The 22,347-nt window shown below is 38.7% G+C and carries 19 protein-coding genes; 11 read left to right on the top strand and 8 right to left on the bottom strand.

Annotated elements, in window-relative coordinates; translation table 11 throughout:
* Positions 1–50: 50 nt before the first annotated feature.
* Positions 51–1,616 carry an LA_3751/LA_3752 family putative glycosyltransferase gene (locus CH365_RS04140; protein WP_100767338.1) on the bottom strand — a complete coding sequence of 522 codons (1,566 nt, stop codon included), beginning with the start codon at positions 1,614–1,616 and terminating at the stop codon, positions 51–53.
* Between the two features lie 128 nt (positions 1,617–1,744).
* Between CH365_RS04140 and CH365_RS04135 the strand changes: the two genes are divergently transcribed.
* A complete protein-coding gene (locus tag CH365_RS04135; RefSeq protein WP_100767337.1) occupies positions 1,745–1,981 on the top strand; it encodes a hypothetical protein in 237 nt (78 codons plus the stop codon).
* A 58-nt stretch (positions 1,982–2,039) separates the two neighbouring features.
* Here CH365_RS04135 and CH365_RS04130 read toward each other — a convergent pair whose 3' ends face one another.
* Entirely contained in the window at positions 2,040–2,375 is a 336-nt protein-coding gene (locus CH365_RS04130) for an LIC10421/LIC12816 family protein (protein ID WP_100767336.1), read from the bottom strand.
* 575 nt (positions 2,376–2,950) lie between these two features.
* Here CH365_RS04130 and CH365_RS04125 point away from each other — a divergent pair.
* Positions 2,951–3,373 carry a VOC family protein gene (locus CH365_RS04125; protein WP_100767335.1) on the top strand — a complete coding sequence of 141 codons (423 nt, stop codon included), beginning with the start codon at positions 2,951–2,953 and terminating at the stop codon, positions 3,371–3,373.
* Between the two features lie 8 nt (positions 3,374–3,381).
* On the opposite strand, the gene CH365_RS04120 is transcribed toward CH365_RS04125, so the two are convergent.
* A complete protein-coding gene (locus tag CH365_RS04120; RefSeq protein WP_208861155.1) occupies positions 3,382–4,497 on the bottom strand; it encodes an AraC family transcriptional regulator in 1,116 nt (371 codons plus the stop codon).
* 116 nt (positions 4,498–4,613) lie between these two features.
* On the opposite strand from CH365_RS04120, the gene CH365_RS04115 reads away from it, so the two are divergent.
* Positions 4,614–5,756 (top strand): DJ-1/PfpI family protein, encoded by a 1,143-nt coding sequence (locus CH365_RS04115; protein WP_100767333.1) that lies wholly within the window; start codon positions 4,614–4,616, stop codon positions 5,754–5,756.
* Between the two features lie 8 nt (positions 5,757–5,764).
* On the opposite strand, the gene CH365_RS04110 is transcribed toward CH365_RS04115, so the two are convergent.
* The 4 genes from CH365_RS04110 to CH365_RS04095 form a co-directional block, all read right to left on the bottom strand.
* Positions 5,765–6,097, bottom strand: a complete 333-nt coding sequence (locus CH365_RS04110; protein ID WP_100767332.1) for a helix-turn-helix domain-containing protein — start codon at positions 6,095–6,097, stop codon at positions 5,765–5,767.
* On the bottom strand, positions 6,094–6,435 hold the full coding sequence (locus CH365_RS04105; RefSeq protein ID WP_100767331.1) for a type II toxin-antitoxin system RelE/ParE family toxin: 342 nt from the start codon (positions 6,433–6,435) through the stop codon (positions 6,094–6,096). Before CH365_RS04105 ends, CH365_RS04110 begins: the two co-directional genes overlap by 4 nt.
* A gap of 122 nt (positions 6,436–6,557) precedes the next feature.
* On the bottom strand, positions 6,558–7,796 hold the full coding sequence (locus CH365_RS04100) for a M48 family metallopeptidase (protein WP_100767330.1): 1,239 nt from the start codon (positions 7,794–7,796) through the stop codon (positions 6,558–6,560).
* Positions 7,797–7,807: 11 nt separating this feature from the next.
* The gene (locus CH365_RS04095; protein ID WP_100767329.1) at positions 7,808–8,827 is read right to left on the bottom strand and encodes a helix-turn-helix transcriptional regulator; all 1,020 of its coding nucleotides are present in this window, start codon (positions 8,825–8,827) and stop codon (positions 7,808–7,810) included.
* Positions 8,828–9,025: 198 nt separating this feature from the next.
* On the opposite strand from CH365_RS04095, the gene CH365_RS04090 reads away from it, so the two are divergent.
* The 5 genes from CH365_RS04090 (at position 9,026) to CH365_RS04070 (ending at position 16,027) form a co-directional block, all read left to right on the top strand.
* A complete protein-coding gene (locus CH365_RS04090; RefSeq protein ID WP_100767328.1) occupies positions 9,026–9,241 on the top strand; it encodes a hypothetical protein in 216 nt (71 codons plus the stop codon).
* A 175-nt stretch (positions 9,242–9,416) separates the two neighbouring features.
* The gene (locus CH365_RS04085; RefSeq protein WP_100767327.1) at positions 9,417–10,517 is read left to right on the top strand and encodes a DegT/DnrJ/EryC1/StrS family aminotransferase; all 1,101 of its coding nucleotides are present in this window, start codon (positions 9,417–9,419) and stop codon (positions 10,515–10,517) included.
* A gap of 350 nt (positions 10,518–10,867) precedes the next feature.
* Positions 10,868–14,227: an efflux RND transporter permease subunit gene (locus CH365_RS04080; RefSeq protein WP_100767326.1), complete on the top strand. Its 3,360-nt coding sequence runs from the start codon at positions 10,868–10,870 to the stop codon at positions 14,225–14,227.
* Between the two features lie 181 nt (positions 14,228–14,408).
* Positions 14,409–14,825, top strand: coding sequence for a hypothetical protein (locus tag CH365_RS04075; protein WP_125226290.1), 417 nt, complete (start codon positions 14,409–14,411; stop codon positions 14,823–14,825).
* 176 nt (positions 14,826–15,001) lie between these two features.
* On the top strand, positions 15,002–16,027 hold the full coding sequence (locus CH365_RS04070; RefSeq protein WP_100767324.1) for an LEA type 2 family protein: 1,026 nt from the start codon (positions 15,002–15,004) through the stop codon (positions 16,025–16,027).
* A 552-nt stretch (positions 16,028–16,579) separates the two neighbouring features.
* Here CH365_RS04070 and CH365_RS04060 read toward each other — a convergent pair.
* Complete coding sequence (locus tag CH365_RS04060) at positions 16,580–17,845, bottom strand: sugar transferase (RefSeq protein ID WP_100767322.1); 1,266 nt, start codon at positions 17,843–17,845, stop codon at positions 16,580–16,582.
* Between the two features lie 111 nt (positions 17,846–17,956).
* On the opposite strand from CH365_RS04060, the gene CH365_RS04055 reads away from it, so the two are divergent.
* From CH365_RS04055 to CH365_RS04045, 3 genes are all read left to right on the top strand, one after another.
* Positions 17,957–18,724, top strand: coding sequence for a response regulator transcription factor (locus CH365_RS04055; RefSeq protein WP_100767321.1), 768 nt, complete (start codon positions 17,957–17,959; stop codon positions 18,722–18,724).
* Positions 18,708–20,714 carry a sensor histidine kinase gene (locus CH365_RS04050; protein ID WP_100767320.1) on the top strand — a complete coding sequence of 669 codons (2,007 nt, stop codon included), beginning with the start codon at positions 18,708–18,710 and terminating at the stop codon, positions 20,712–20,714. The genes CH365_RS04055 and CH365_RS04050 overlap by 17 nt, the downstream gene beginning before the upstream one ends.
* Before the next feature lie 156 nt (positions 20,715–20,870).
* Positions 20,871–22,346, top strand: a complete 1,476-nt coding sequence (locus CH365_RS04045) for a flavin-containing monooxygenase (protein ID WP_100767319.1) — start codon at positions 20,871–20,873, stop codon at positions 22,344–22,346.
* Position 22,347: the final 1 nt, after the last annotated feature.

Here is a 22,347-nt window from a genome sequence, read left to right as displayed (position 1 = left end):
TCCGAGTATTCTGTGCGAAAAGTCCTCAGCGCCCTTGGTTAAGTTACATTCTATTTCTCTCTTTCCATAGAAAAAATCAGAACATCTTCTTTATTTTCCGACCAAACTTTTTTGAAATCGGGACCTAAGGTTTGGGTGATACTCTGATAATATTTATTTTTCAAAAAAGGATCTGAATCATTTAAACTTTCTATGATAGAAGCTTTCGTTTGAACGAATAAAATCTTTCGGAATTGCCCAGGTGCATTTTTGGAGAAGAATTTTTTGATATTACCTTCTCTCATCAGCCAAACGGAAGGTGTTTGGAAGAAATATTTACCTAAAATCTGAGAGTAAGTCCTGATCTGGACCACGACTAAATCGGGTTTTTGTTCCAAATAGATCGCATTCAGTTTAGTGGTCTTTCTTCCATATTTTGCTAAGATCTGGGTATAAGAAAAACTGATATATACTGAATAAAAGAGGATCGTAAATAATATGATTTTTGATATCTTACGAAACTTTTCACCAACACTTTCGATTAAGATCAAAAACATTCCTGCAAAAGCAGGCAAACTCAAATGCAGATACCTAGAACCGAAATCTATGATCCCGTCATTTGGTGCAGATATTACTAAGGCTATAAATGCAGCAATACCAGAAATGACAAACAGATCTCTATTAGAGATCTCCAATGTAGAATCCCTTTTAAATGGATTTTTCTTAAAGAAAATATAATATACGAAGAAGAACAGAACAATCAAGAAGCCGGGAGTATAACCGAAAAATCCGATCCGATTAGGATTTGCGATCAATAACCCCATATAAATTTCCCATTTTTTCCAAGGATATAAGAACATTGTAGGCTGATTAAAGGAAAACCTTGGACCCAAAGGATGTCCGTATAGAATATATTGAATCCAGAGTAAAAGCCCTATCCCTAATAAGAAACCTATTGAATAACCGAAACTTTTCCTTCTTTCTTCTACATTAGAAAACTTATATATGTTTAAGAAAAAAATAAAGGATAACGGAAATACAATACTTTCAATCCTAAACCAAGCAGAAGAAGCGCAGATAAAACCTGAACTTATAAACCGCAACCAGGAAGAAGAAGGATCAGATCTTAAAAATAGAAAACTTCCCGCTAAAAATAAAAACGAAGCGATCCCAACGTCCGGAAAAAAATAACCATTGATCAAAAATGGAGAAGTTAAGACTAAAACTCCCAAATAGATCGGATCCCAGTCCCATAAAAGTGACAGAAATAGAAAAGAAAGAAGTATTAAAATCGATGTCGCAACATATACGCCGACAATCCCGCTCCAAGGAAGAAATAGCGCATATACATAACCTAATGCAACTGGAAATGGACTGATCAACTCTTCGCCGATACGAATACATTCGGTGGGACAATAATTTCCTTCCTGGTCCAAACTTCTAGATGGAAGCATCAAATCGCCCGAAAGAAATCCGTTTCTTCTTACAGATTCTCCTAATATAAATTTGCCCAGATGATCAGAGTATAACTGTTCGCCCGGCTTTAATAAAAACGGATATAAGAGAGGAAGAAGGAACAAAAGACAAAATATTAGTTTTGCCCATTTAGAATAAGACTTTCCGCCCAAAAAACTCATCAGGGCAAATTAGAAGTTATAAACTGTCTCACAATCCTTTTTCGCGACTTTGGCTATTCCCAAATCGATTGACTGTCCGAAGGAAACCTGAAAGGGTCATAAAATCAGAGAATTCTCCGGAGAGTATAATGAAAAAATCGCTATTATTCATAACTTGTTTCCTATTTACTCTGGGCTTACTCGGCCAAGACACAAGCACCCAAACCTCTACCAAAGAAAAAATGGTTTGTGAACGTATGGACTTAGAGATTCAAAGCACAACTTACAACGACGCCTTACGATGCGAGACTAAAGATGCGATTTGTTATATGATCGAAGGATTTAGCATGAGTTGTTTTCCTAAAGAGAAGAAAGCTTCTAAATAAAAAAAGGCGCCTTACGGCGCCTTGCAGTCGATGGATTTTTAGGATTTGTGACTACTAATTAAAGATTGTTTAGAAATTCTTGAGTTTTTGCAGCTTCTGCTTCAAGAGCTTTTGCTTGTTTCAAGAATTTTTCAGACTGAGCGTTGCTAGCGAGGAATTTTCCTCCAGTAGAACGTTTAGCCAATGCTCTTAACTCTTCTGCTCTCTCAGTTTTTTGTTGAGCGAGTGCTTTCAAGTAAGTAGCAACTGCAACTTTTTGCTCTTTAGTAACCGCAGCGGATACCAAAGCTTGCTCTAAAAGACGATCTTCAGTATCTTGAGAAACTGCGAAAAGAGAAGATCCTGCTAAGAAGCCTACTACCAAAAGAAGAGAAGTGAGTTTGTTGATTTTCATAAAATTGAAACCTCAAAATTTATTTTTATATTTTCTGTTCTTGTTTTCGCTTTATATCCATATGACCTATCTGCATATGCGAATGGAACAAAAAAAATTTTAAACAAAGAAAAAATTAAAAATTTTTGTTAAACGAACTCGAAGAACCATTTATCACATTTACGTTTATTAGAATTGTCTAATTTTCTAAGCACCTTATTTCAACTAGCTTCTATCCATTCACATTGAATAAAAAAGAAGCGGAATCGGATGATTTCTCATACCGCTGCTCGAATATAGTACAAGTATCGACCTGAAAGGTATTTTTTTCAAGCCGATTCTTTATTAGAAATTCGAAAAATGCTTATTTTTTGAGCACACATGTTAAGCATTTTGCCCTCTGGGTGGGCAAAAATAGGGGTAAAATTGGTGTTTTTGGGGGTAAATCGGAAAAATCCAATATGACGGATTTTTCTAAATTGTTCAATTTTTCACCCTTGCTTTGAGCTTGTCATAAGGAAAATCCGCAGATTACCTCACATAAAAGAAGGAACATATCTTCTTTTTCAGAGAAGATAACTCCAAGGGACTATAAAATGAAATATTTACACGCTATGATCCGAGTAAAAGATCTGGATCTAGCATTGGATTTTTTCTGCAATAAGCTAGGATTAAAAGAAACAAGAAGACATGATCATCCTGAAGGCAGATACACTCTTGTATTCTTATCAGAGTTAGATGAAAATTCTCCAGAAATAGAACTAACTTACAATTGGGATCAAGATTCTGCTTATACAAGCGGTAGGAATTTCGGTCATCTTGCGTTTGAAGTAGATAATATTTATGAAACCTGTGCGAATCTTCAAGCAAAAGGAGTGACTATCAATCGCCCGCCTAGAGATGGTAGAATGGCTTTCATCAGATCTCCAGATCTGATCTCTATTGAATTATTACAAAGAGGAAAGGCCTTAGAGATCTCCGAACCTTGGAAAAGTATGACGAATACCGGAGAATGGTAAGACTTGGTTTAAGGTTTTTTAGAAAAAGAAGAACGATATTCACCGGGAGAACATCCGTATTTCTCCTGGAATAATTTATGAAACGCGGATTTGGATTTGAATCCTGCCGCGTATATTATGGAAAGTATCGATCTTTGGGTCTCTTCTCTTAATATCTTAGAGGCCTCCTCCAAGCGAAATCCTGCAATATATTCTCTAAAGCCGATTCTCATCTTATCATTCAATATCTCTGACAATTGGTGAGTTTTAATCTTTAATTCATCCGAAAGAATAGGAAGTGTAAGCTCTTCGTCCAGATAAAGTTTTCTGTCGCGCATCAATTCTTCCATCTTTTGAATGACTGCATCCACATCCAAACCTTGAAGCCTGGTTTCGTTGTATCCGGCTTCCTTTGCCGCCTTTTCGAAAGAAACGATCAGATCGGGAGAGACCGAATTACTTAAGAAAACAAAACATATAATCAATGTCAAAGCAGAGGCCGCAACAATGAATAAAGGCATAAAGAAGATCTGAGCGATCACGAATAAAAAGATCACAAATATACTTGTATAGAAGAGTGCAAGAAATGGAGAGAAAGCCCTACCTTCTTCTTTTTGGACAAAGGTTTTCCATTTTCGGATCTTTCCGATCAATAGAAGAGGATACACTAAATTGGAAATGGTCCCTAAAACCAAGACGCCAAACAGAAATTGGAAATAAATATTTCTGGGAGGAAATACGCTTATGTATTCTATTTTGGAATTCGGATCGGATAGAAGGAATGGTAAGAGGAAAAGAAACGAAACAAAGCCGGGGAAAAAATGCAGCAGATTAAGCGCTTTTGCAGTAAGCCCCCCTAATCTTATAAAATAGAAATAGGCCAAAGGCCCTGTAAAAAATAGGAAAGGGATATGGATCTCCGCAAACCAAAGATATTCCTTTAGCTGATTGGATAATTCCAGGTATAAATGGAATTGGACTATAGAAAGAGATAAGAAGAAGAATCCGATGGGTTGGTTAAAAGTGGGTTCGGTTTTGGATCCGAGATCTCTGCTTTGGATTTTCCCGTCCTTAGCCTTTCGAATAAATTCTGAAATGGCCAATAAGAATGAAAGTCCTGCTCCAAATGCCAGAAACGTATCCATAAAATGAAAGAGTCCTATCAGAATTAGATGTCCAGATTTTTTCAGAATTTTTCTTTTTTTAGTCCTTCCGGATACGGAAGGACGACCACTTTCGGAAAAGATCGTATCCTGAAAGTATGAAACATCGTAGCCTCCAACCAAATCGTTTTATGAAATTCTTCTCCGGAAGTTTGGCTCTATTGTTCTTACTCGGATTTGTGGAATACGGAATATCTTCCGAAACCTCGAAAACACAGATCCAAGAAGACGATTCTAAAATTCCAATCTATCAGTCCAGATTCGGCAGAAAACAGCCGGTTATTGTTGTGATCGGAGAAAACAGAATGACTGAGCTAACAGACTTTATGATCCCTTATGGAGTTTTAACCTCTGCTAAAATCGCAAAGGTAATTGCAGTTTTTCCGAAAACCGGTCCTGTCCAAATGTTTCCCGCATTAAAGATAGAAGCTGAGAAGTCTTTTGATCTTTTCGATTCGGAATATCCGGAAGGAGCGGATTATGTGATCGTACCAGCGGTCCATTATTCTGATGATCCTAGTCTTCTTTCTTTCGTTCAAAAACAATCTGTAAAAGGTTCCACGATTATAGGAGTTTGCGACGGAGTTTGGGTACTAGCCAATGCAGGAGTTTTGAAAGATCATAAGGCAACGGGTCATTGGTTTTCTTTTTCTAATTTAGAGAAAGAATTTCCTGGAACCACGTGGATCAAGGATAGAAGGTACGTTGTAGATCGAAAGATCATTACTACGACAGGAATCACCGCTTCCATTCCGGTTTCCTTAGCCCTAATAGAAGCAATTTCTGGAAAAGAAAAAGCGTTAGATATTGCAGCCGGCTTAGGAGCCAAAGATTGGAAACCTAGTCATAAAAGTTCCGATTTTTATCTGAGCGGAAAAGATATGTATATTGCCGCCAGAAACTATCTGGGCTTTTGGGATTATGAAAATTTAGGTGTTCGAGTTTTTACAGGAACGGACGAGGTTGTTTTGGCTCTTCAAGCGGATTCTTTTTCCAGAACTTATAAGTCGGAAGTATTTTCCGTTTCAAACCAAAATCAAATCCGAACCAAAAGTGGTTTATTATTATATGTAGATAAGAAGGAAGCAGAAGCCGCTAATTTAGATTCTATTTTAGAAAATCTGAATGGAATGGCGGCAGTGACTGCTTATGATAGGAATCTGACTGAAATTGAATCCAAATATGGAACTAACACTGCGGCTTTTGTAGCATTGCAGATGGAATATCCTTGGAGGAAGTAGGCGGAGATTTATGATTTGAGGATTAGAATATTCCGGTCTTTTTCCTTTTTTCTTTTTCCAGATTTGGAAATTGCCCGGATCTCTATATCCATACCTAATGCATTTATATAACCGATCAGAGTGGATAATTTTAGATCTTCCCTTGTTTCTATTCTGGAAATACTTGTTTGGCTGAATCCAGGAACTTCCGCTTGTTTTAAACCGATCTTTTTCCGGAGATCGGCTAGTTTCAGATTCAAGAGAATGTTTTCTGCTTTTTTTTCCGCTTTTCGAACACTCGCCAAATTCATTGTTTTCTGAGCATTGGTAAAAAAATCAGAATATTGCCTTTTAGATCTCATTGGATATTTCCTAAATAATCTTCGTAAATTCTTTCAGCTTGGAAAATCAACTTAGCGTAAAACCGTTTATCGCCTTGTTTATTTCCTGCCGTCAATAGTACCGCTTTTCTTTCAGTATCAAATGCAAATAAGATCCGAATCGGTCTTCCTTTACTTTGGATTCTCAATTCTTTTAAATTCGGGATCTTGCTTCCTTTGAGAGTATCCACATACGGCCTCCCCAAGGATGGGCCCTTTTTCTCTAATACCCTTACGATTGCGAAAACATCTTCCTGTAATTCCAAATCTTGGTGAATGAACCAATCTTCGAACTCAGGAGATTGGATAATTTTCCACATCTCTGGGATATGTCTTTTACTGCATATGTCGTAAAGAGCATTTTAAAAGGATTAACGGAATAATGATTACTGTAAATTAAGATCTACACAACTATTTTTATATCAAAATAGAAATTTTAAATCTATTTCCAGCCTTCTGCGAACTCGATCCTTTCTAAAGTTGTAGGATGCGAATGTTCAAAAATGACTTCCAGTTTATGAGGATTCAATCTGGATTTATTGTCTTTTGCCAATTTGATCTCTGTGCTAATGAATGATTTTTTGTCGTTGGTTAACACGAGTGCTTCTCTATCTGCTTGGGTTTCCAGAACTCTGGAAAGTGTTGCCGAGAAAGGCCCGAGCACTGTTCCCACAAGAGATAATATCAAAAACAAAAACGGCAAGGTAGAAGGAGAATAAAATTCTTTTAAAGGGATTTGACCTTCTTCTTTTACTCTTTGAAATACGTATCCTAATAAGAAACACAATAAGAAGGTTTCCAAGGTGCTGAGTGCTATCTCTATCATCTGGTGATTATGGACCCAGTGACCTATTTCATGTCCGAGCACGCTTACCACTTCTTCTTCCGTATGATTTTGGATAAGCGTATCGTACAAGAAGATCTTTTTACTTTCTCCCCAACCTGTGAAGTACGCGTTCGTGTGGCCTGAATATTTGCTCTCGTTGATTACGTAAATATTCTCTACTTGGATATTCGCTTTTTGACTCAGTGCTAATATTTTTGTTTTTAAACTTCCTTCTTGGATGGGGCCGTAATCGTAAAAGATAGGCGTGATGATGATTGGGTACAATACAGACATGAGAAGTCCAAAACCCAAGGATAAAATCGGAAGTATATATTTCCAAGCACGTGGAAGATTTTTGAATACGAATGCTACTACAAGAACAACTAGTCCGCCAAATATAAATCCTAGTCCGAAGGATTTTGCCTTAAATAAGATCCAATCAGTTACGTTCATATTGGAGAATTGGAATTCGTGTTCTATCACATAGCCGAAATAATAACTGAATGGTAAAGAAATGATAAATTCTAAAACATAAAAAGAAACAAAGAATAGAATTACTGTAAGATAAAATCTATTTCCCGTTTTTTTACCGAAGTATTCCTCTAACTTTACTGAAATAGGAGTAAATACAAATGCTCCTGCCAAAGCAAAATCGAGTAGGGAACCTATAATGGAGACAAAAAATCCTCTTCTTTCGTAATCTATCCCTGAATTTATATCTTCTTGGGAAAAATACTTTAGAATTCTTTCATGTAGCTCCGGAGATAGATCTCCTTGGTAGGAGAAGTATTTCATCACGAGTGTGAGTAGGATTTGTAGGGAAAATAAAGAGAATAGAATGTTCTTAAGTTTCATGTGATAGTTTTTTATACTTTTTCGTAGAGTTCCGAGATCTGTTTTACCGAGTTTCGAAAGACCGAGTTCAATTCTTCAGGAAGAACTGTTTCGATCGCATCCGGCCATCTCCATAAGAATGGCAATAATCCTTCCAGATTGGTGGATTGAAAACTGAGTTTATTTTTCTCTTCGGCATATTTGATTCCTGTCAGGAATAGTTTTGCTTTTACAAGACCTTCTTCTTTGCAGATCCACTCCACATTTTTGGATTCGTGGACGGGAAATAATCCGGCATGTACAATCAGATCCTCTTCTGTTTCTTTTTTGGCGCCTCTTGCCTGGTAGAGTGGATCTCCTTGTAGGAGTTCCACGGATAAGATCTTTGGAAGAAGGAATCTTTTTTTAACTTTTTCTTCCCTGTCGTACGCGAGCAAATAATGATCCTGGCCCCCTTTTCGGATCAATCGGATCGGATCCGCCTCTTTCAGATAAGAATCTTCCGGAAAAGTTTTATAATATTTGATCCGGATCGGAGTGTGATTTTTGAGTGCTTCTAATATTTGAAATGCGGTTTCTCCCAACTCTTCTGAATTTTCCTCGGGGTTTTCGATCATTTCAGGAAAGTATTCCAGATCTCCTGCGAATATTTTTCGAGCGGCGGTATAGAGTTCGTATTTTGGTGCTTCTGAATATCCTTTTAATAATAGTGCGGAAATTTCTCTCAGCTCTTCTTCAGTGAATTCCAGAGTTTTTGAAAGTGGATCTTTTACGAGTACGTATACGAAATCTTTCCCATTCTTTTGAGGATAATATTTGATATAAAATCCTAGGGCGCCTAACTCTTCTATATCTCTGGATAATTTCCTTCTGTCCGAGTCTCTGTTTTCGTTATCGTAAAATCCCTCCATGATCTTTCTCAAGGAGCTAAGAGTTATCCCTTCCGGAAATCTGAAAAAATTGAATAATAATGTGAGAAGCCTGTATTCTGTGGGATTCATCTCCCTAGGCTCGATTTCCTGATCTATATCTTTGTCTAGTTCTTCTTTCATGGCTCGTTTCTAAATTCTAGTTTTCGTAAAGTCTTGGGGCAAGGAAAAATCTCCGTCCTGTTTTTGAATTCGGAGAAAGTCCCAAAAAACAACTTGAAGAGTATGATCCAATCTCGATAATTCTCTCGTTTTGATGTAGGAACAAACTTCCTCAGACTTTAATTATATGAGTCATCCGGACATTTTAGAGAGGTATGTATGGGTAAAATTATCGGGTTTCTTCTTCCGAATTTTGTAGGTCTTATTCTTATTTTACTCGGATGGTGGACATCTATCATCAATGTTGCCACTCTTCGTGGCAGTGAATACGCTTTATTTAATACATGGACCTATACAGGTCTGGCTTTGATCATTATTGGGGCTTATTTGCCTGAAATCTGGATCGGGCTCCGCAGGAAAATTTTCGGAGATTGAGGGTCTCTTTTTTTTCTTGTACGAAAACGTCTAGACATTTCCGCTGGTATTCTATTTATTTGCATTTGCAATCCGTGGGATAGCCAGCTCCGGAGATTTTGAAAAAGATCTTTACGAGCCAAGTACATGGGTTACAATGCGACATAATAAAATTACTGGAACCTGAGAAGGGAAGATGAGCGCGGAAACCGAAGTTTTAGAGAAACCAAGCCGGAAAAAGACCGATATCGAATTCCATAAACCCACTCTTTCTCGGGAAGATCTGAAAACCGTTTTAGAGGCGTTGGTAGAAGACCATCTCGCTTCCGGTTCTGTGACCCATAAATTTGAGAAGGCCTTCTCCTCTACTTTCAGAACCAAACAGGTAATTTCCGCAAACAGTTTAACTGCTGCGTATCACCTATCTTTATTGGCATTGGAGATCCAACCTGGAGATAAGATCGCTATCTCCACATTCGCTCCTCTTGCCGCTCTAGATGCAATTTTCTTAATGCAAGCACAACCTTTGGTTGTGGATATGGGAAAACATTCTTTCCATATTTGTCCGGAAAGATTGGCTTCCGCTCTGGAAGACGAATCCGTAAAAGCAGTGGTTCTAGATCATACTTTCGGATCTTTGGCGGACTTCTCCAAATATGATTTCAAAAACCGTCCTGTAATCGAAGATTTTTCGGAAACTGTAGGTGCGAGAACCGAAACCTTCACTCCCGGTAAACAGGGAAAAATTTCCATTTGTGGTCTTTCTATTGAATATCTGATCACTACCGGAAATGGCGCTTTGATCTGTACGGATGATGATTCCATAGCGAAAAAGATCAGAGCCAGAAAAGATGGCAAAGATCCTTATCCACGTAAAGAAGGCCAGCCTAGATTGGATTATGATATGATCGATTACCAAGCGGCTTTAGGCATCGAACAATTATCCAATCTTGGTGTGATCTTAGAAAGAAAAAGAAAGATCGCTCAAGTTTATCTGCAATCTATCCAAGGGTCACAAGTAGGTTCTCATTTTAACGATCCGAATTCGGAAACTTTCAACCGTTTCGTAATCATAGCTCCAGGTAATTACGAGCAGGTAGAAAGATACTTCCGTTCTTTACAAATTGGGACTCGTAGAACAGTTGCAGAACCGATCCATCATATTTTAGAACTTTCCAATTCGGATTTCCCGAACGGAGAAAGGCTGTACCAAAGAGGTCATTGCATTCCGATTTATCCTAACTTGACGAAGGATAATGTGCAAAGGATCTCTCAGGCAATTCGTAGAATTTACTAATAATTTTCGTTTAACAAACCCGACAGGGATGCATAGGGCGCGAAGCGTCCTGAAAGGATGAGCGTGAGCGAACCCGAAGCAGCCCGGTCAGCGAAGCTGAGTCGGCCATCCACCCGACTCTCGTCTAGGGAAGTTTAGAATCATTCGAGAAATTTCATCTGATGTTCGTTTCTAATTTTGTCTCCTTAATCTTAAGCTCAAACACTTAGTACGATCCCAAAACCTTTCTTTTGAAATTTCCGAACCGCGGTCCGCGAATTTGTTTTCGAAAATTCAGGAATAGATCGCAATGGACCTCTGAGCAGATCCTTCATTCGATTTTCGAAACGTTAGGACACTCCGGAGGCAACTTGAATATCGCGCTCCTCTCTATTAAACGTCCCATATTTATTACCAGTCTTGTAATCCTTATGTTGATCACTGGTATCTTCTCCCTAAGCAAGATGGGAGTGGATCTTTTTCCGGATGTAAATATCCCGGTGGTGACCGTAACTACGATCTATCCGGGAGCGGGTCCGGAAGAGATCGAGGAATTAATCTCTAAACCTTTGGAAGAAGAACTTTCTTCCATTGCAGGTTTGAAAAAGATCACTTCTCGTAACCAGGAAGGTGTTTCCGTAGTTTTAGGTGAATTCACTCTTTCTACAGACATCAAATATGCAGAACAACAATTTCGGGATAAGACTGCATCGGTTCGTCCCAAACTTCCTGACGGTATCAAAGAACCTAAAGTAGTTCGTTTCGACCCTGCAGACCAACCGATCATTCGTTTGGCAGTGTTTGCAGATTTAAATCAGGCAAAAATGTATGATTTAGCCAAAGAAACCGTTAAGGCGAAGTTGGAACAGATTGCCGGCGTTGGTTCCGTTAAATTAGTCGGAGGCACCAGAAGAGAGATCCAAATCGAATTAGATAGAAATAAATTAGTTTCTTATCAAATGCCGATGGTAGTGATCGCTAACCGATTAAAAACCGCAGGCTTAAACGTTCCGGTTGGTAAATTTGATTCCGGTGCAAAAGAAACTTCTTATAGAACATTAGGTAGATATGAAAGTCTTTCTCAAATCGAAAATACGATCGTTTCCTTCGGAGGAGATGTTGGTAATTCTGTACTCATTAAACAATTAGGAACTGTACGAGACGGAACGGAAGACGAAGAAACATTAGGATATCTTTGGGCTTCCAAAAGTGACGAGGTGGAAGAAGAGGATGTAGGCCTTTTAACTCATCCTATCATTTGGGTAACTCAGGTCCCTAAACGGATCAAAAGACTTTTCGGCGGCAATAAAGGTGCTGTCGTAGAGAAGGAACTTAAACCTGCATTATTCATCGACGTATACAAACAATCCGGAGCAAACACAGTATCCGTTGCAGACGAGGTCTTAAAAAGAATAGATAAGTTAAATGCGGATATCCAACCTTTAGAAGGAAAACCTAAGATCAGATTGATCCGCGACGGTTCCAGATGGATCCGATATAACGTAGAAGATGTTACGGAAGCCATCGTTTTAGGGATCCTTCTTGCGGTTATCACCGTTTATTTCTTCTTAGGAAACTTAAGATCTACTATCATCACCGGTCTTGCATTGCCTAACTCTTTGTTAGGAGCATTCATCATCATGTGGGTGATGGGATTCACGATCAACGTTATGACGCTGTTGGCCTTATCTCTCGCAGTAGGTCTTTTGGTCGACGATGCGATTGTGGTCCGGGAAAACATCTTCCGAAAATTGGAAGAAGGTGCGACCGTAATGGAAGCCGCTGAAAAAGGAACCATGGAAGTGGCTCTTGCAGTTATCGGAACTTCCTTAACGGTGATCGCGGTATTCTTCCCGGTAGGGTTTTTATCAGGAATTGTCGGCCAGTTCTTCAAACAGTTCGGATTGACTGTAGTCTTTGCCATGATCATCTCCCTTTTCGACGGTCTTTTTGTGGCTCCAATGTTGTCCGCTTACTTTGCAGGAAAACTCACCCACGATAAGAAGAATGCTGCGGTGGAAGCTTTCGATCGTTTCCAAACTTGGCTCGAAAAAATTTATAAGATCACAATGCATTACGCATTGGCGCATCCAGGAAAGATCATCCTTCTTACTTTCCTAATTTTTATTCTTTCCTTCGTGAGTTGTGCTTTTGTGAAAAAGACATTCTTACCTGCGAATGACCAAGGTGAATTTATGGTAACCTTGGACCTTCCTCCGGGCACTAGTTTGCAGGGAACTAAAGACGTTTCGGATAAAGTTTTAGCCGAACTCCAAAAATTCCCGGAGATGGATAAGATCGCAATCACCATCGGTAAACCGGATGGCGGAGAACCGAACACTGCTGTGTTAGCAATCGCACTTGTTTCTTCCAAAAAAAGGTCCAGGGACACTACCACAGTCAAAGAAGAGATCCGTACTATGTTAAAGGCTTTTGATTATGCAAGGCCTGCAGTCTCGGATTATTCCGCAGTAGGTGGCGGAGTGCAGTATCCGTTCCAATTAGTTCTTAAAGGGAACAACTTGGAAGAAGTAGAAGCATATTCTAAAAAAGTAATAGAAAGATTGAAAGGTATCAAAGACCTCGCGGATATAGACTCTGACTTTAGAGGTGGTAAACCGGAATATCAAATTGTTTTAGATAATTCTAAAATGCAATTGGTAGGTGTTCTTCCAGGGGTCGCAGGTTCAGAATTAAGATACCAGATCGCCGGAGACCAGGTCAGTAAGTTTTACGATAAGGGAATCGAATACGAAGTCCGCATGAGGCTTACGCACGATCAAAGGAACTTGAGAGCGGCATATACCCAAACCAAGGTTCCAAATATCGCGAACAAATTGATCCCTTTGGCAGCAATCAGTACTGGTAAAGAAAACTTAGGACCTTCTCGAATTAACCGTATCGATAGGGCAAGAGCCGTAGTGGTCAACGCAAACCTAGCACCAGGTGGTGCGATCGGTACCGCAATGGAAGAAGCTACTAAGATCCTGACTAAGGAAATCCCTCCTCCGCCGGGAGTTCGTTTTAATTTCCAAGGTCAGTCGGAAGATTTAAAAGAGCTATTCCTGAATATCATCGTAGCCTTCGGTCTTGCTTTGGTATTCATATACTTGGTTCTTGCTTCTCTTTATGAATCTTTCATCACTCCGATCACGATCTTATTTGCGATCCCTCCTGCAATTTCCGGAGCATTCTTCGCTCTGTTCTTAACGGGAGAAATGTTAAATATATTCTCTATGATCGGACTCATCCTTCTCATGGGACTCGTGGCCAAAAACTCGATCTTACTCGTAGACTATGCGATGCAAGCTGTGAGAGAAAGAGGAATCACCAGAGACGAAGCAATCTTCGAAGCAGGACTTGTGAGATTACGTCCTATCTTAATGACATCCATCGCGATGATCATGGGAACTGTTCCGATCGCATTGGGTCTCGGAGAAGCCGCAAAATCCAGAACTGCAATGGGTATCGCAATCATCGGAGGTTTGATCCTCTCCACGTTAGTTACATTGATTGTGGTTCCTTCTATCTTCGGTGGTATCGATAAGTTCAGAGAATGGATAGAAGGTAAGTTCCGCCCTGATATGACCGCTACGATCCATAGTGAAGGTGCTGCTCATTCGGGAAGCGCTGCTGTATCAACGAATCATAATCAATCTTCCTTGAGCGAATGGGCCCAGGAAGTGGAGTCCAAACCTAAGAAAGGGACCGGTTCGAAAAAGAAAAAATAGCGGTAAAAGAGGGCCTAACGGCCCTTTTTTATTTCATAAATTCAAATTTGCTGAATATTAAATAATACTATTTTTTAATATTCTAATAATTAATTATTTATTGACTTCTCTTCGGTTTTGCTAAATTTGTAGCTTTGTTTTTCTATAAATCAAACGAAAAACAAAGGAAAAGTAGCAACAAATGAAACGTTTAGGAATATTAACAGTACTCTTTGTAATATTGATGTTCGCCGGTTGTAAAGAGAAAACCGAAGATCTAAAAGATTCGCGGATAAATTTGGATGGAAAATGGGTATTAGTATTTAGTTGCGCTGACGGCGGGCCGAATGCCACTGCTTGGTTAGAAATCCAATCGAACACGATCCGATCTTGCACGCAACAAGGCGGGACCGGAGCATACACAACTTTGAAAGGGACCATAATACCTTCTGATAACTATGGAAATTACAAAATCGATTGGAGCAACGGATATATTCAAAATGCGAGTTATCCTGTAGGCATTTTAAAACTATTATCCTTGATAGACCCTTCGACACAAAACACTCAATGTTACACTAAGAATCCTAGCTATCCGCCGAATTCTCAGTGCCAATTTTAAACGATTTCTGACCTTCCGCGATGTTGGAATTCCAACATCGCCATCCAATTAAATTTTACTTGCAACAAACCATTCTGCTGATCTCAAAATTTCATTTTTTATTTCCAAATATCCAAAACTTAGTTCCCAATAATCAATAAATCCTAAATAAAGACTCCACTTTCACGGAGGAGTTTATGATCCAAAAAACTTCCTTATATGCCTATATCGGAATTACTCTTGCAGCAAACCTTCTATTCGGTTGTGCTCAATTACAAAAAGTTGATTTAAAAAAAGTAAAAGAAAAGATCGAAGACCTGGACAAACCTTCCTTCGTCTTGGAAAAAGTTTCGATTGCAGAGATCAATCTATCCGAAATCAAACTTAGAGTGGATTCAAAAGTAAAAAATCCATATCCGATCGCGTTGCCCGCAACCAATTTAGAAATTAATATCCTGATCGAAGGGCAACAATTCACGAAGGCAAAAACCAAAATACCTACCGTTAATGGAAATTCCACCAAACCGGTTCCTGTAGATCTAACATTCGCCTACGATGATCTCGCTGCACTTTATAAAAAAGTTCCGGGAAAGATCGACTTAGTAGTCAAAGTGCAAGGAGTCGTGTCACTTCCTATCCCTGAAAAATACAGATCTATCGCAGGTGCTGCGTCACTCGACTTTCCATTCGAAGAAGAAAGAAAAATCCCCGCTGTTCTTCCTGACATAGAGATCCGAAATTTCAAAATTATCAAGCCGGACCCTTCTACCATCTTAAGTTCCGCAGGCACGGAAGATCTAGCCAAAAAAGCCACGACATTCTTAGACACATTGCTCGGCCCTCAGAAAAAATCCCCTGGATCAGCAGTCGCCGCAGGATTATCGGCGCTCGATTTAAAAGTAGACACCGAATTCCAAATCGTATTGAAAAACAGAGCCACATCTAGATTACAATTTTCTGAATTTGAATTTGAGCTCACGCTCGAAAAAGAAAAATTCCTAACAGGCCAGCCTGTCCGGATCGAAAACCAAGGACAAGAATCCATTCTAAGTGTTCGCACCTCCTTCCCACTCGGAACGGTCACCCAAGGAATCGCAAACGCAGTCTCCAAAAGATCCGCCGCATTCCGACTCAGCGGCAAGGCAACCACCGAAGCCCCCGAAATCGGAACAGGTCCTGTCTTATTCAAATTCGATAAATCCGGCTCTTTTAGCTGGAATTAAGAATAAGGGCGCATGCTCGCCGCTTCGGCGAGCACCCGGCTCTACGCTCCAATCCGCTACGCGGGATTTCCGCTACGATCCGTTGCGCGGCACTAATCCAAAATATATTATAATTATCTAATTAATTATCCTAAGATAGGAATTTCTCCCGGAAGAAAATCTCATCCAATCGGTTCTGATATTGTTTTCTTCCAAGTAAGCGTGAATTCTTTTGTCAACACAAAACGACGTATTACTCTTATCGACTCTATTAACTGTAAAAGAATTTCCAAATTTCAAATACTTCCCTGTTTCGATCTCTGCTTCTTCCAATTTTTCAGGAAAATCAGAAGGTGCTTCCTCAAAAAAACCAATAAATCCTTTAAGAACTTTTCCAAAACTTTCGTATTTCTCTGCAAAGAATCTTTTTGGAATATGATTTTCTAGCAAATACCGATCCAGACGGACTCGGGTTCGATCTAATTCGTAAGCAAATTTCCTCTCTTCGCATTCAAATCCGTATCCGAAAATTTTCTTTCTAAACACTAAAACCATATGCATAAAAGAAATTCCTCAAACGAAAAAAGTTCGGAGGATCTTTCTCTCCGTAGTTCGGGAAATATTCATAAACTGAAAATAACAGTCTCTAATAGGAATCTCCAAAGCTTTGAATGTTTTGCGATGGTCTATTAAAACCGAAATACAAGCAGCGAAAGAAAGAAATCTCCATATGACCTTGAAAAGAAACCGAGTGATTGGATTTTTGAGTCGGATACTAAAAAACGTACTATGAAAGATCAGATGTTTTTCTTCATCTTCTGCGATATGGAGTAAGGCATTTTTTACGGAACCGAATGGGATTTTCTCTGCGATTTTTTTGTAAAAGCAGATCCCGATTACTTCTGCGACCAATAACACCATCAGTTTGAGCCTGGTTCCTACGAGCCTTCTGCCAAAATGAAAAAGTTTTTCTGTCCAATTACTCTGGATCAGTTCTCCCCTTAATGCACGGATGCAGTCCCCTAAGATACGCGCATGTCTACCTTCTTCTTTTACAAAAAGTTTAAGTGCCTGTCGATAATTCGAATCCACTCCATAAATATTTATATGATCTATATCTTTTGCGATCCGACCTTCTCCGGCTTCTCCCAACTGGAAGATCGCCAGAGATTTAGCAACCGGAAGTCGTTTTTGAGGAATAAATCCGATGACCTGCTCTTGTACAACAGGATAAGGACGATCCGCATTCTTTCTAAAATGTTTGGCCCAATTTCCCCAATAAAATCCTCGATCTCTTTTTTCAAGGCGAGTCCATAATAAATTTCTAATTCCTTTCTTTCCGAAAAGATTCATCACCAAAGTTAAAAGTACGATTTTAAGATCTAAGATAAAACTCCCTCTTTTTAGATAAGAAAGATCGAAACAAAGAGAATATTTGGATCCTCTGCCTGAATATAGTTGCGAAAGTCCCGTGATTCCCGGACGAACGGACCATCTTCGAGCCAAACCTTCTCCTTCCCAACCCAATCGTAAAATATCTTGTCCAGTCAAAGGACGAGGGCCTACGATACTCATATCTCCCTTCAAAATATTCCAGATCTGAGGAAGCTCGTCTAAGCCCGTACTTCTCAAAAAAGAACCTATAAAAGTTGGAGTTCCATTTTTTAAGGTTCTGAATTTCCAGATCCAGAATATCTTCTTTCCTACCCCTACCCTTTCTTGTAGGAAGAAAATCGGACCATGCTCGAAAACTGAGAACAACAGACAGATCCCAAGGTAAACCGGAGAAAATACTACAAGCGCAATCAAAGCCAAAAAAAATTCTAAAATTCGTTTCATGAATCAGAGAGTATCGAATTTTCAAAAACAAACCCACCTTCCGGGTGCAGATCTATAAGCACTCAAGTGCTTGACCTCCTGGTTCTATTTATCCTAAAATTCCGAGAACACATGAAAGCCGAGCCTCTCAAAATATTGGTCGCGGAAGACAATCTGAAACTCAGAAAAGCGATGGTCTCCGGCTTAGAAGAATCCGGAAAAATAAAATCGGTATTCGATTGCGACTCAGGAGAAGAAGCGATTCGTTATTGTTTAGAAGGAGACACCGACGTTCTTCTTTTAGATGTAAGACTTGCAGGAAAATTAAACGGAATAGAAACCATTATTTCAATCCGAAAGGAATTCCCGCGTAAACCGGTAGTCATCTATTCTATTCAAGATAGCGATGAATACTTCAGGACTTTTAGAAGTTCCGGAATTTTAAGTCATTATGCATATGTTCGAAAATCAAATTATCTTCTTCCTCAGATGGTAGTTCCACTCATTCGATTGGCGTATGACGGAAAAAGTTTTATAGATCCTGAAATCGAATCAAGAGTCACCGAAGTAAGAGAGAAGGACGAAAACTCTCCTCTCGCAGTATTAGAACCAAACGAAAGATCCGTAGCAGAAATGTTGGCAAAAGGATTTAGTAACGAACAGATCGCACAACATTTCGGGTTTAAAGATAAGAGAACGATCAGTAGGATCAACGGTCAGATCTACTCTGCCTGGGGATTAAACGAAACAAACTCCGACGAAAAAGTTGCCCGTACGAGAGCTGCACTCATAGTATTATCCAATCGTTTTTTAGAATGGGAAGAAGACGAAAAAATTTTTTACAGGAATTCTTCGGGAGAAAGGATTCCATGGATGCCTAATATTGACGACAGATCTTGAAATCTTAATCTGTTCCGTTTTCATTTTTCTTTCCACAAATTTGTTTTGGTTAGGTTCGACCACCGGAACAAATCTAGAAAAGAAAAATGCGGCGGCGTATTTTAGTATTTTTACCTTAGTTGTTTCATCTTTATTATTCTCTTTTTCTGCAATTTTAGGCCAGAATGGATTCTTAGTAGTATCCTCTTATCCTATCTTATATTTTTTTCCAGGACTGGTCTTACTGATACTCATCCCATTTGGATGGTTCGTTGTAATCGTTTGGTTTTTCGGGTTTTTAAGAAAAAAAGGAATTTTTCTTTTCTTATTTTATATTCTCTCCTTTTGCCAACTGATCGCTATCTCAATTTTGCTCATCTATAACCCGGGCAAAACTTGGAATATCAGTTTATTTGAATATTGGAAATTTGTACCTTTTTCATTCAAATCAGCTTATTTAATTTATATTTTCTCCTGTGTTTCTCTTTCATTACTTGGCTTATTTCTATTCAAAATTTCAGACAATAGTCTTTCGGAGTTGGGAAGACAAAAAGCGGTCCCTTTCTTAAAACTAATCGGATTTTCTCTATTAGGAGTGGTTTTGATAGTTTCCGTTTTATTCGTCGGAGAAGAATTTGGGATTATAGAAAATTTGATCTTAAAAGCGGAAAAAGAGCCCGAATACTTTTATGGATTCGTAATTTGTATCCAAGGGTTGATTTGTATTTCTATTTTGGTTTTGGGCTGGGCCTTAACTTCTTATGAAATACTTACGGGAAGAATCCTACCTAAGATCAGTTTAAAACAAGAATGGAAAAATTCCGTTTATATTTCTTTTGCACTTTTTTTATCCTATTTTGTTTTCGCGAAACTTGGATATCCAAGAGCCGAGATATTTGTCGTATTTTCCTATTCCTTTTTTCTCTCTCGTTTTTTTACGATACGAAAGAACAAACAAGTAAGTTCGAAGCAAAATAAAGTGTTAAAAAAGATCTTATCTTCCGGTTCTGTAAAACTTTCTTTCGGATATTTATGCAAAGATGTGTTAGAGTCAACCAAGGCCGCTCTCATTTTCCAAGGAAAAATCCCCTATATTTCCGATACGAATATTTATTATCCTGAAGACACTTCGCAAGGAACATTTGATTTTTCTAAAGTAGATTTCAATTCGGAAAATTCCAATATTCAATACTTAGACAAGGATCAGTTCTCAGGTTTTGTAATCCGAGTAAAAATAGAGAGTGTTCTTTCCGGAAATGCCTATTTAATCTTGGGCCAAAAAGAAAACGGAGGATTATTTGCAGAAGAAGAGATCGAGATCGCAAGAATCACGGGCACCTGGCTCGTACATTCTTTATTTTTAGAAGAAACCGGAAATATTCTAGAAGAACTTCAAAGAAAGAAGATACAAGAACAAAGACTTTCCGACCAAAAAACCAGGCAGATCCTTCACGATGAAATACTTCCGGAGATCCATTCTCTTATTTTAGAAATTTCCAACGACAAATCAGGGAGTCTTAATTTAGAATATGCAAATTCTCTTACGAGTCTTCATAAAAGAATATCTTCCTTATTGAGAGAAATGTCCGATACCGGCTTGGAAATTTCCAGGATCGGATTAATTCCGATGCTACAAAAACTACAGGCTGTAGAGGCAAAAGATTTTAATTTAATTTGGGAAATAGATCCAATTACAAATTTTCAAACGGAAAACTACCCTCCCGAAGTGCAGGAAGTTTTATATTACGCATTCAGAGAATCCTTACGTAATGCAGTAAAATATTCCGGAGAAGTTCGATCTGAGATCCTGATTCATATTCAATATGAAAACGGATTATCTATCCAGATCAAAAATGAAATAGGAAAAGACCATACATCGATAGGTTCTTCCGGCCAAGGACTAAAAATACATAGTGCACTTTTGAGAATTTTCCACGGTTCTTTGACATTGGAGTTTCTCAATTCTAAGGAGGCGATGATCCGTATCTTTCTTCCTTCTCCTCAAAAATAAACCTATGATTGATATTTAACAAGGTTCGATACAATTATAGTCCTAAAAATCGACTTGCTAGAATGATTTTCCTTTCAATGATGCGCATAAGTCGAAATCTAAATGATCCAATATTGTGAACATTTGTTCATAACATTTATCCGGAGTTTGCAGACCATGCGATCACAAAACAAAAAAGAAAAATCAATCTCTATTGCGATTGTTGGTACGGGTTTCGGCGGCTTATGTGCCGCAATACAACTCAAGAAAAACGGATTTCATAATTTCGTAATTTATGAAAAATCAAATTCTGTAGGAGGAACTTGGAGAGAAAACACTTATCCGGGAGCGGCATGCGATGTTCCTTCTCATCTTTATTCTTTTTCTTTCGAGCCGAATGCAAATTGGCCTAGAAAATATTCCGCCCAGCCTGAAATACTTTCCTACTTAAAACATTGTGCCGAAAAATACGGGGTACTTCCTCATATTCGATTTGGTATCGAGATACAATCAGCCGATTGGGACGATTCTTCCAGAGTCTGGAAGATCAAAACTTCTCAAAATGAAACCTTAGACCATGATGTTTTTATTTCAGCAGTAGGACAATTAAATCGCCCTGCTCTTCCTTCGATCAAAGGTTTAGAGAGTTTTAAAGGTAGAATATTCCATTCTGCGAATTGGGATCCTTCTTATAATTTTTCAGGGAAGAAGGTAGCTGCGATCGGAACAGGTGCGAGTGCCATCCAATTTATTCCTCAGATCGTAAACCAAGGAGCAGAAGTGACAGTCTTTCAAAGAACTGCGCCTTGGGTGGTTCCTAAACCGGACCGCAAATATTGGGGTTTTGAAAAGTTCTTATTTAAGTATCTTCCCGGGCTTAGGCTATTGCATAGATTCCAGATCTATATTTGGAACGAAATCAGAATGATCGCATTCCAAAAGAACAATCATGCAAATCAGATCGTAAAATGGATGAGTCTTTCTCATATGAAAAAGTTCGTCAAGGATCCGGAATTACGCAAAATTTTAACCCCAGATTATCCAGCAGGATGTAAACGTATCCTTCTTTCTAACGATTATTACGAAGCATTAGCAAAACCGAATACAAAAGTTCTTTCTGAATCTATCCAGGAAGCAAATTCGGACGGAATCATAACCAAAGAAGGTCTCCAAAAATTTGATACGATCGTTTTCGGAACTGGATTTAAGGCCACTGAGTTTCTTTCTCCTATGAAAGTAAAAGGAACAAACAACCAGGATCTGAATGAAGTTTGGAAAAATGGTGCAGAGGCTTATTTAGGTGTGACTGTTGCAGGTTTTCCGAACTTCTATATTTTATACGGACCGAACACAAACCTAGCTCACAATTCTATCGTATATATGATAGAATCCCAAGTTCGTTATATCATTTCTGCTTTAAATGAAATGAATAAAAAAGGGATTAAAGCATTGATCCCCAAAGTTCGTAGCATGCAAAATTATAATGCATCTTTAAATAAAAAATTCGATAAATTCGTTTGGGATACCGGGTGTAATAACTGGTATATCAATTCTTCCGGTAAGAACACGAATAATTGGCCTGGCCACACTTACGAATATTCTTATAAGACCAGAAAGATCAATCTATCCGAATATGAGATTCTCTCCGCCTGAA

The organism is Leptospira neocaledonica, from assembly GCF_002812205.1.
GTDB classification, from domain to species: Bacteria; Spirochaetota; Leptospiria; order Leptospirales; family Leptospiraceae; genus Leptospira_B; species Leptospira_B neocaledonica.
This window is presented reverse-complemented; position numbering and strand designations above follow the sequence as displayed.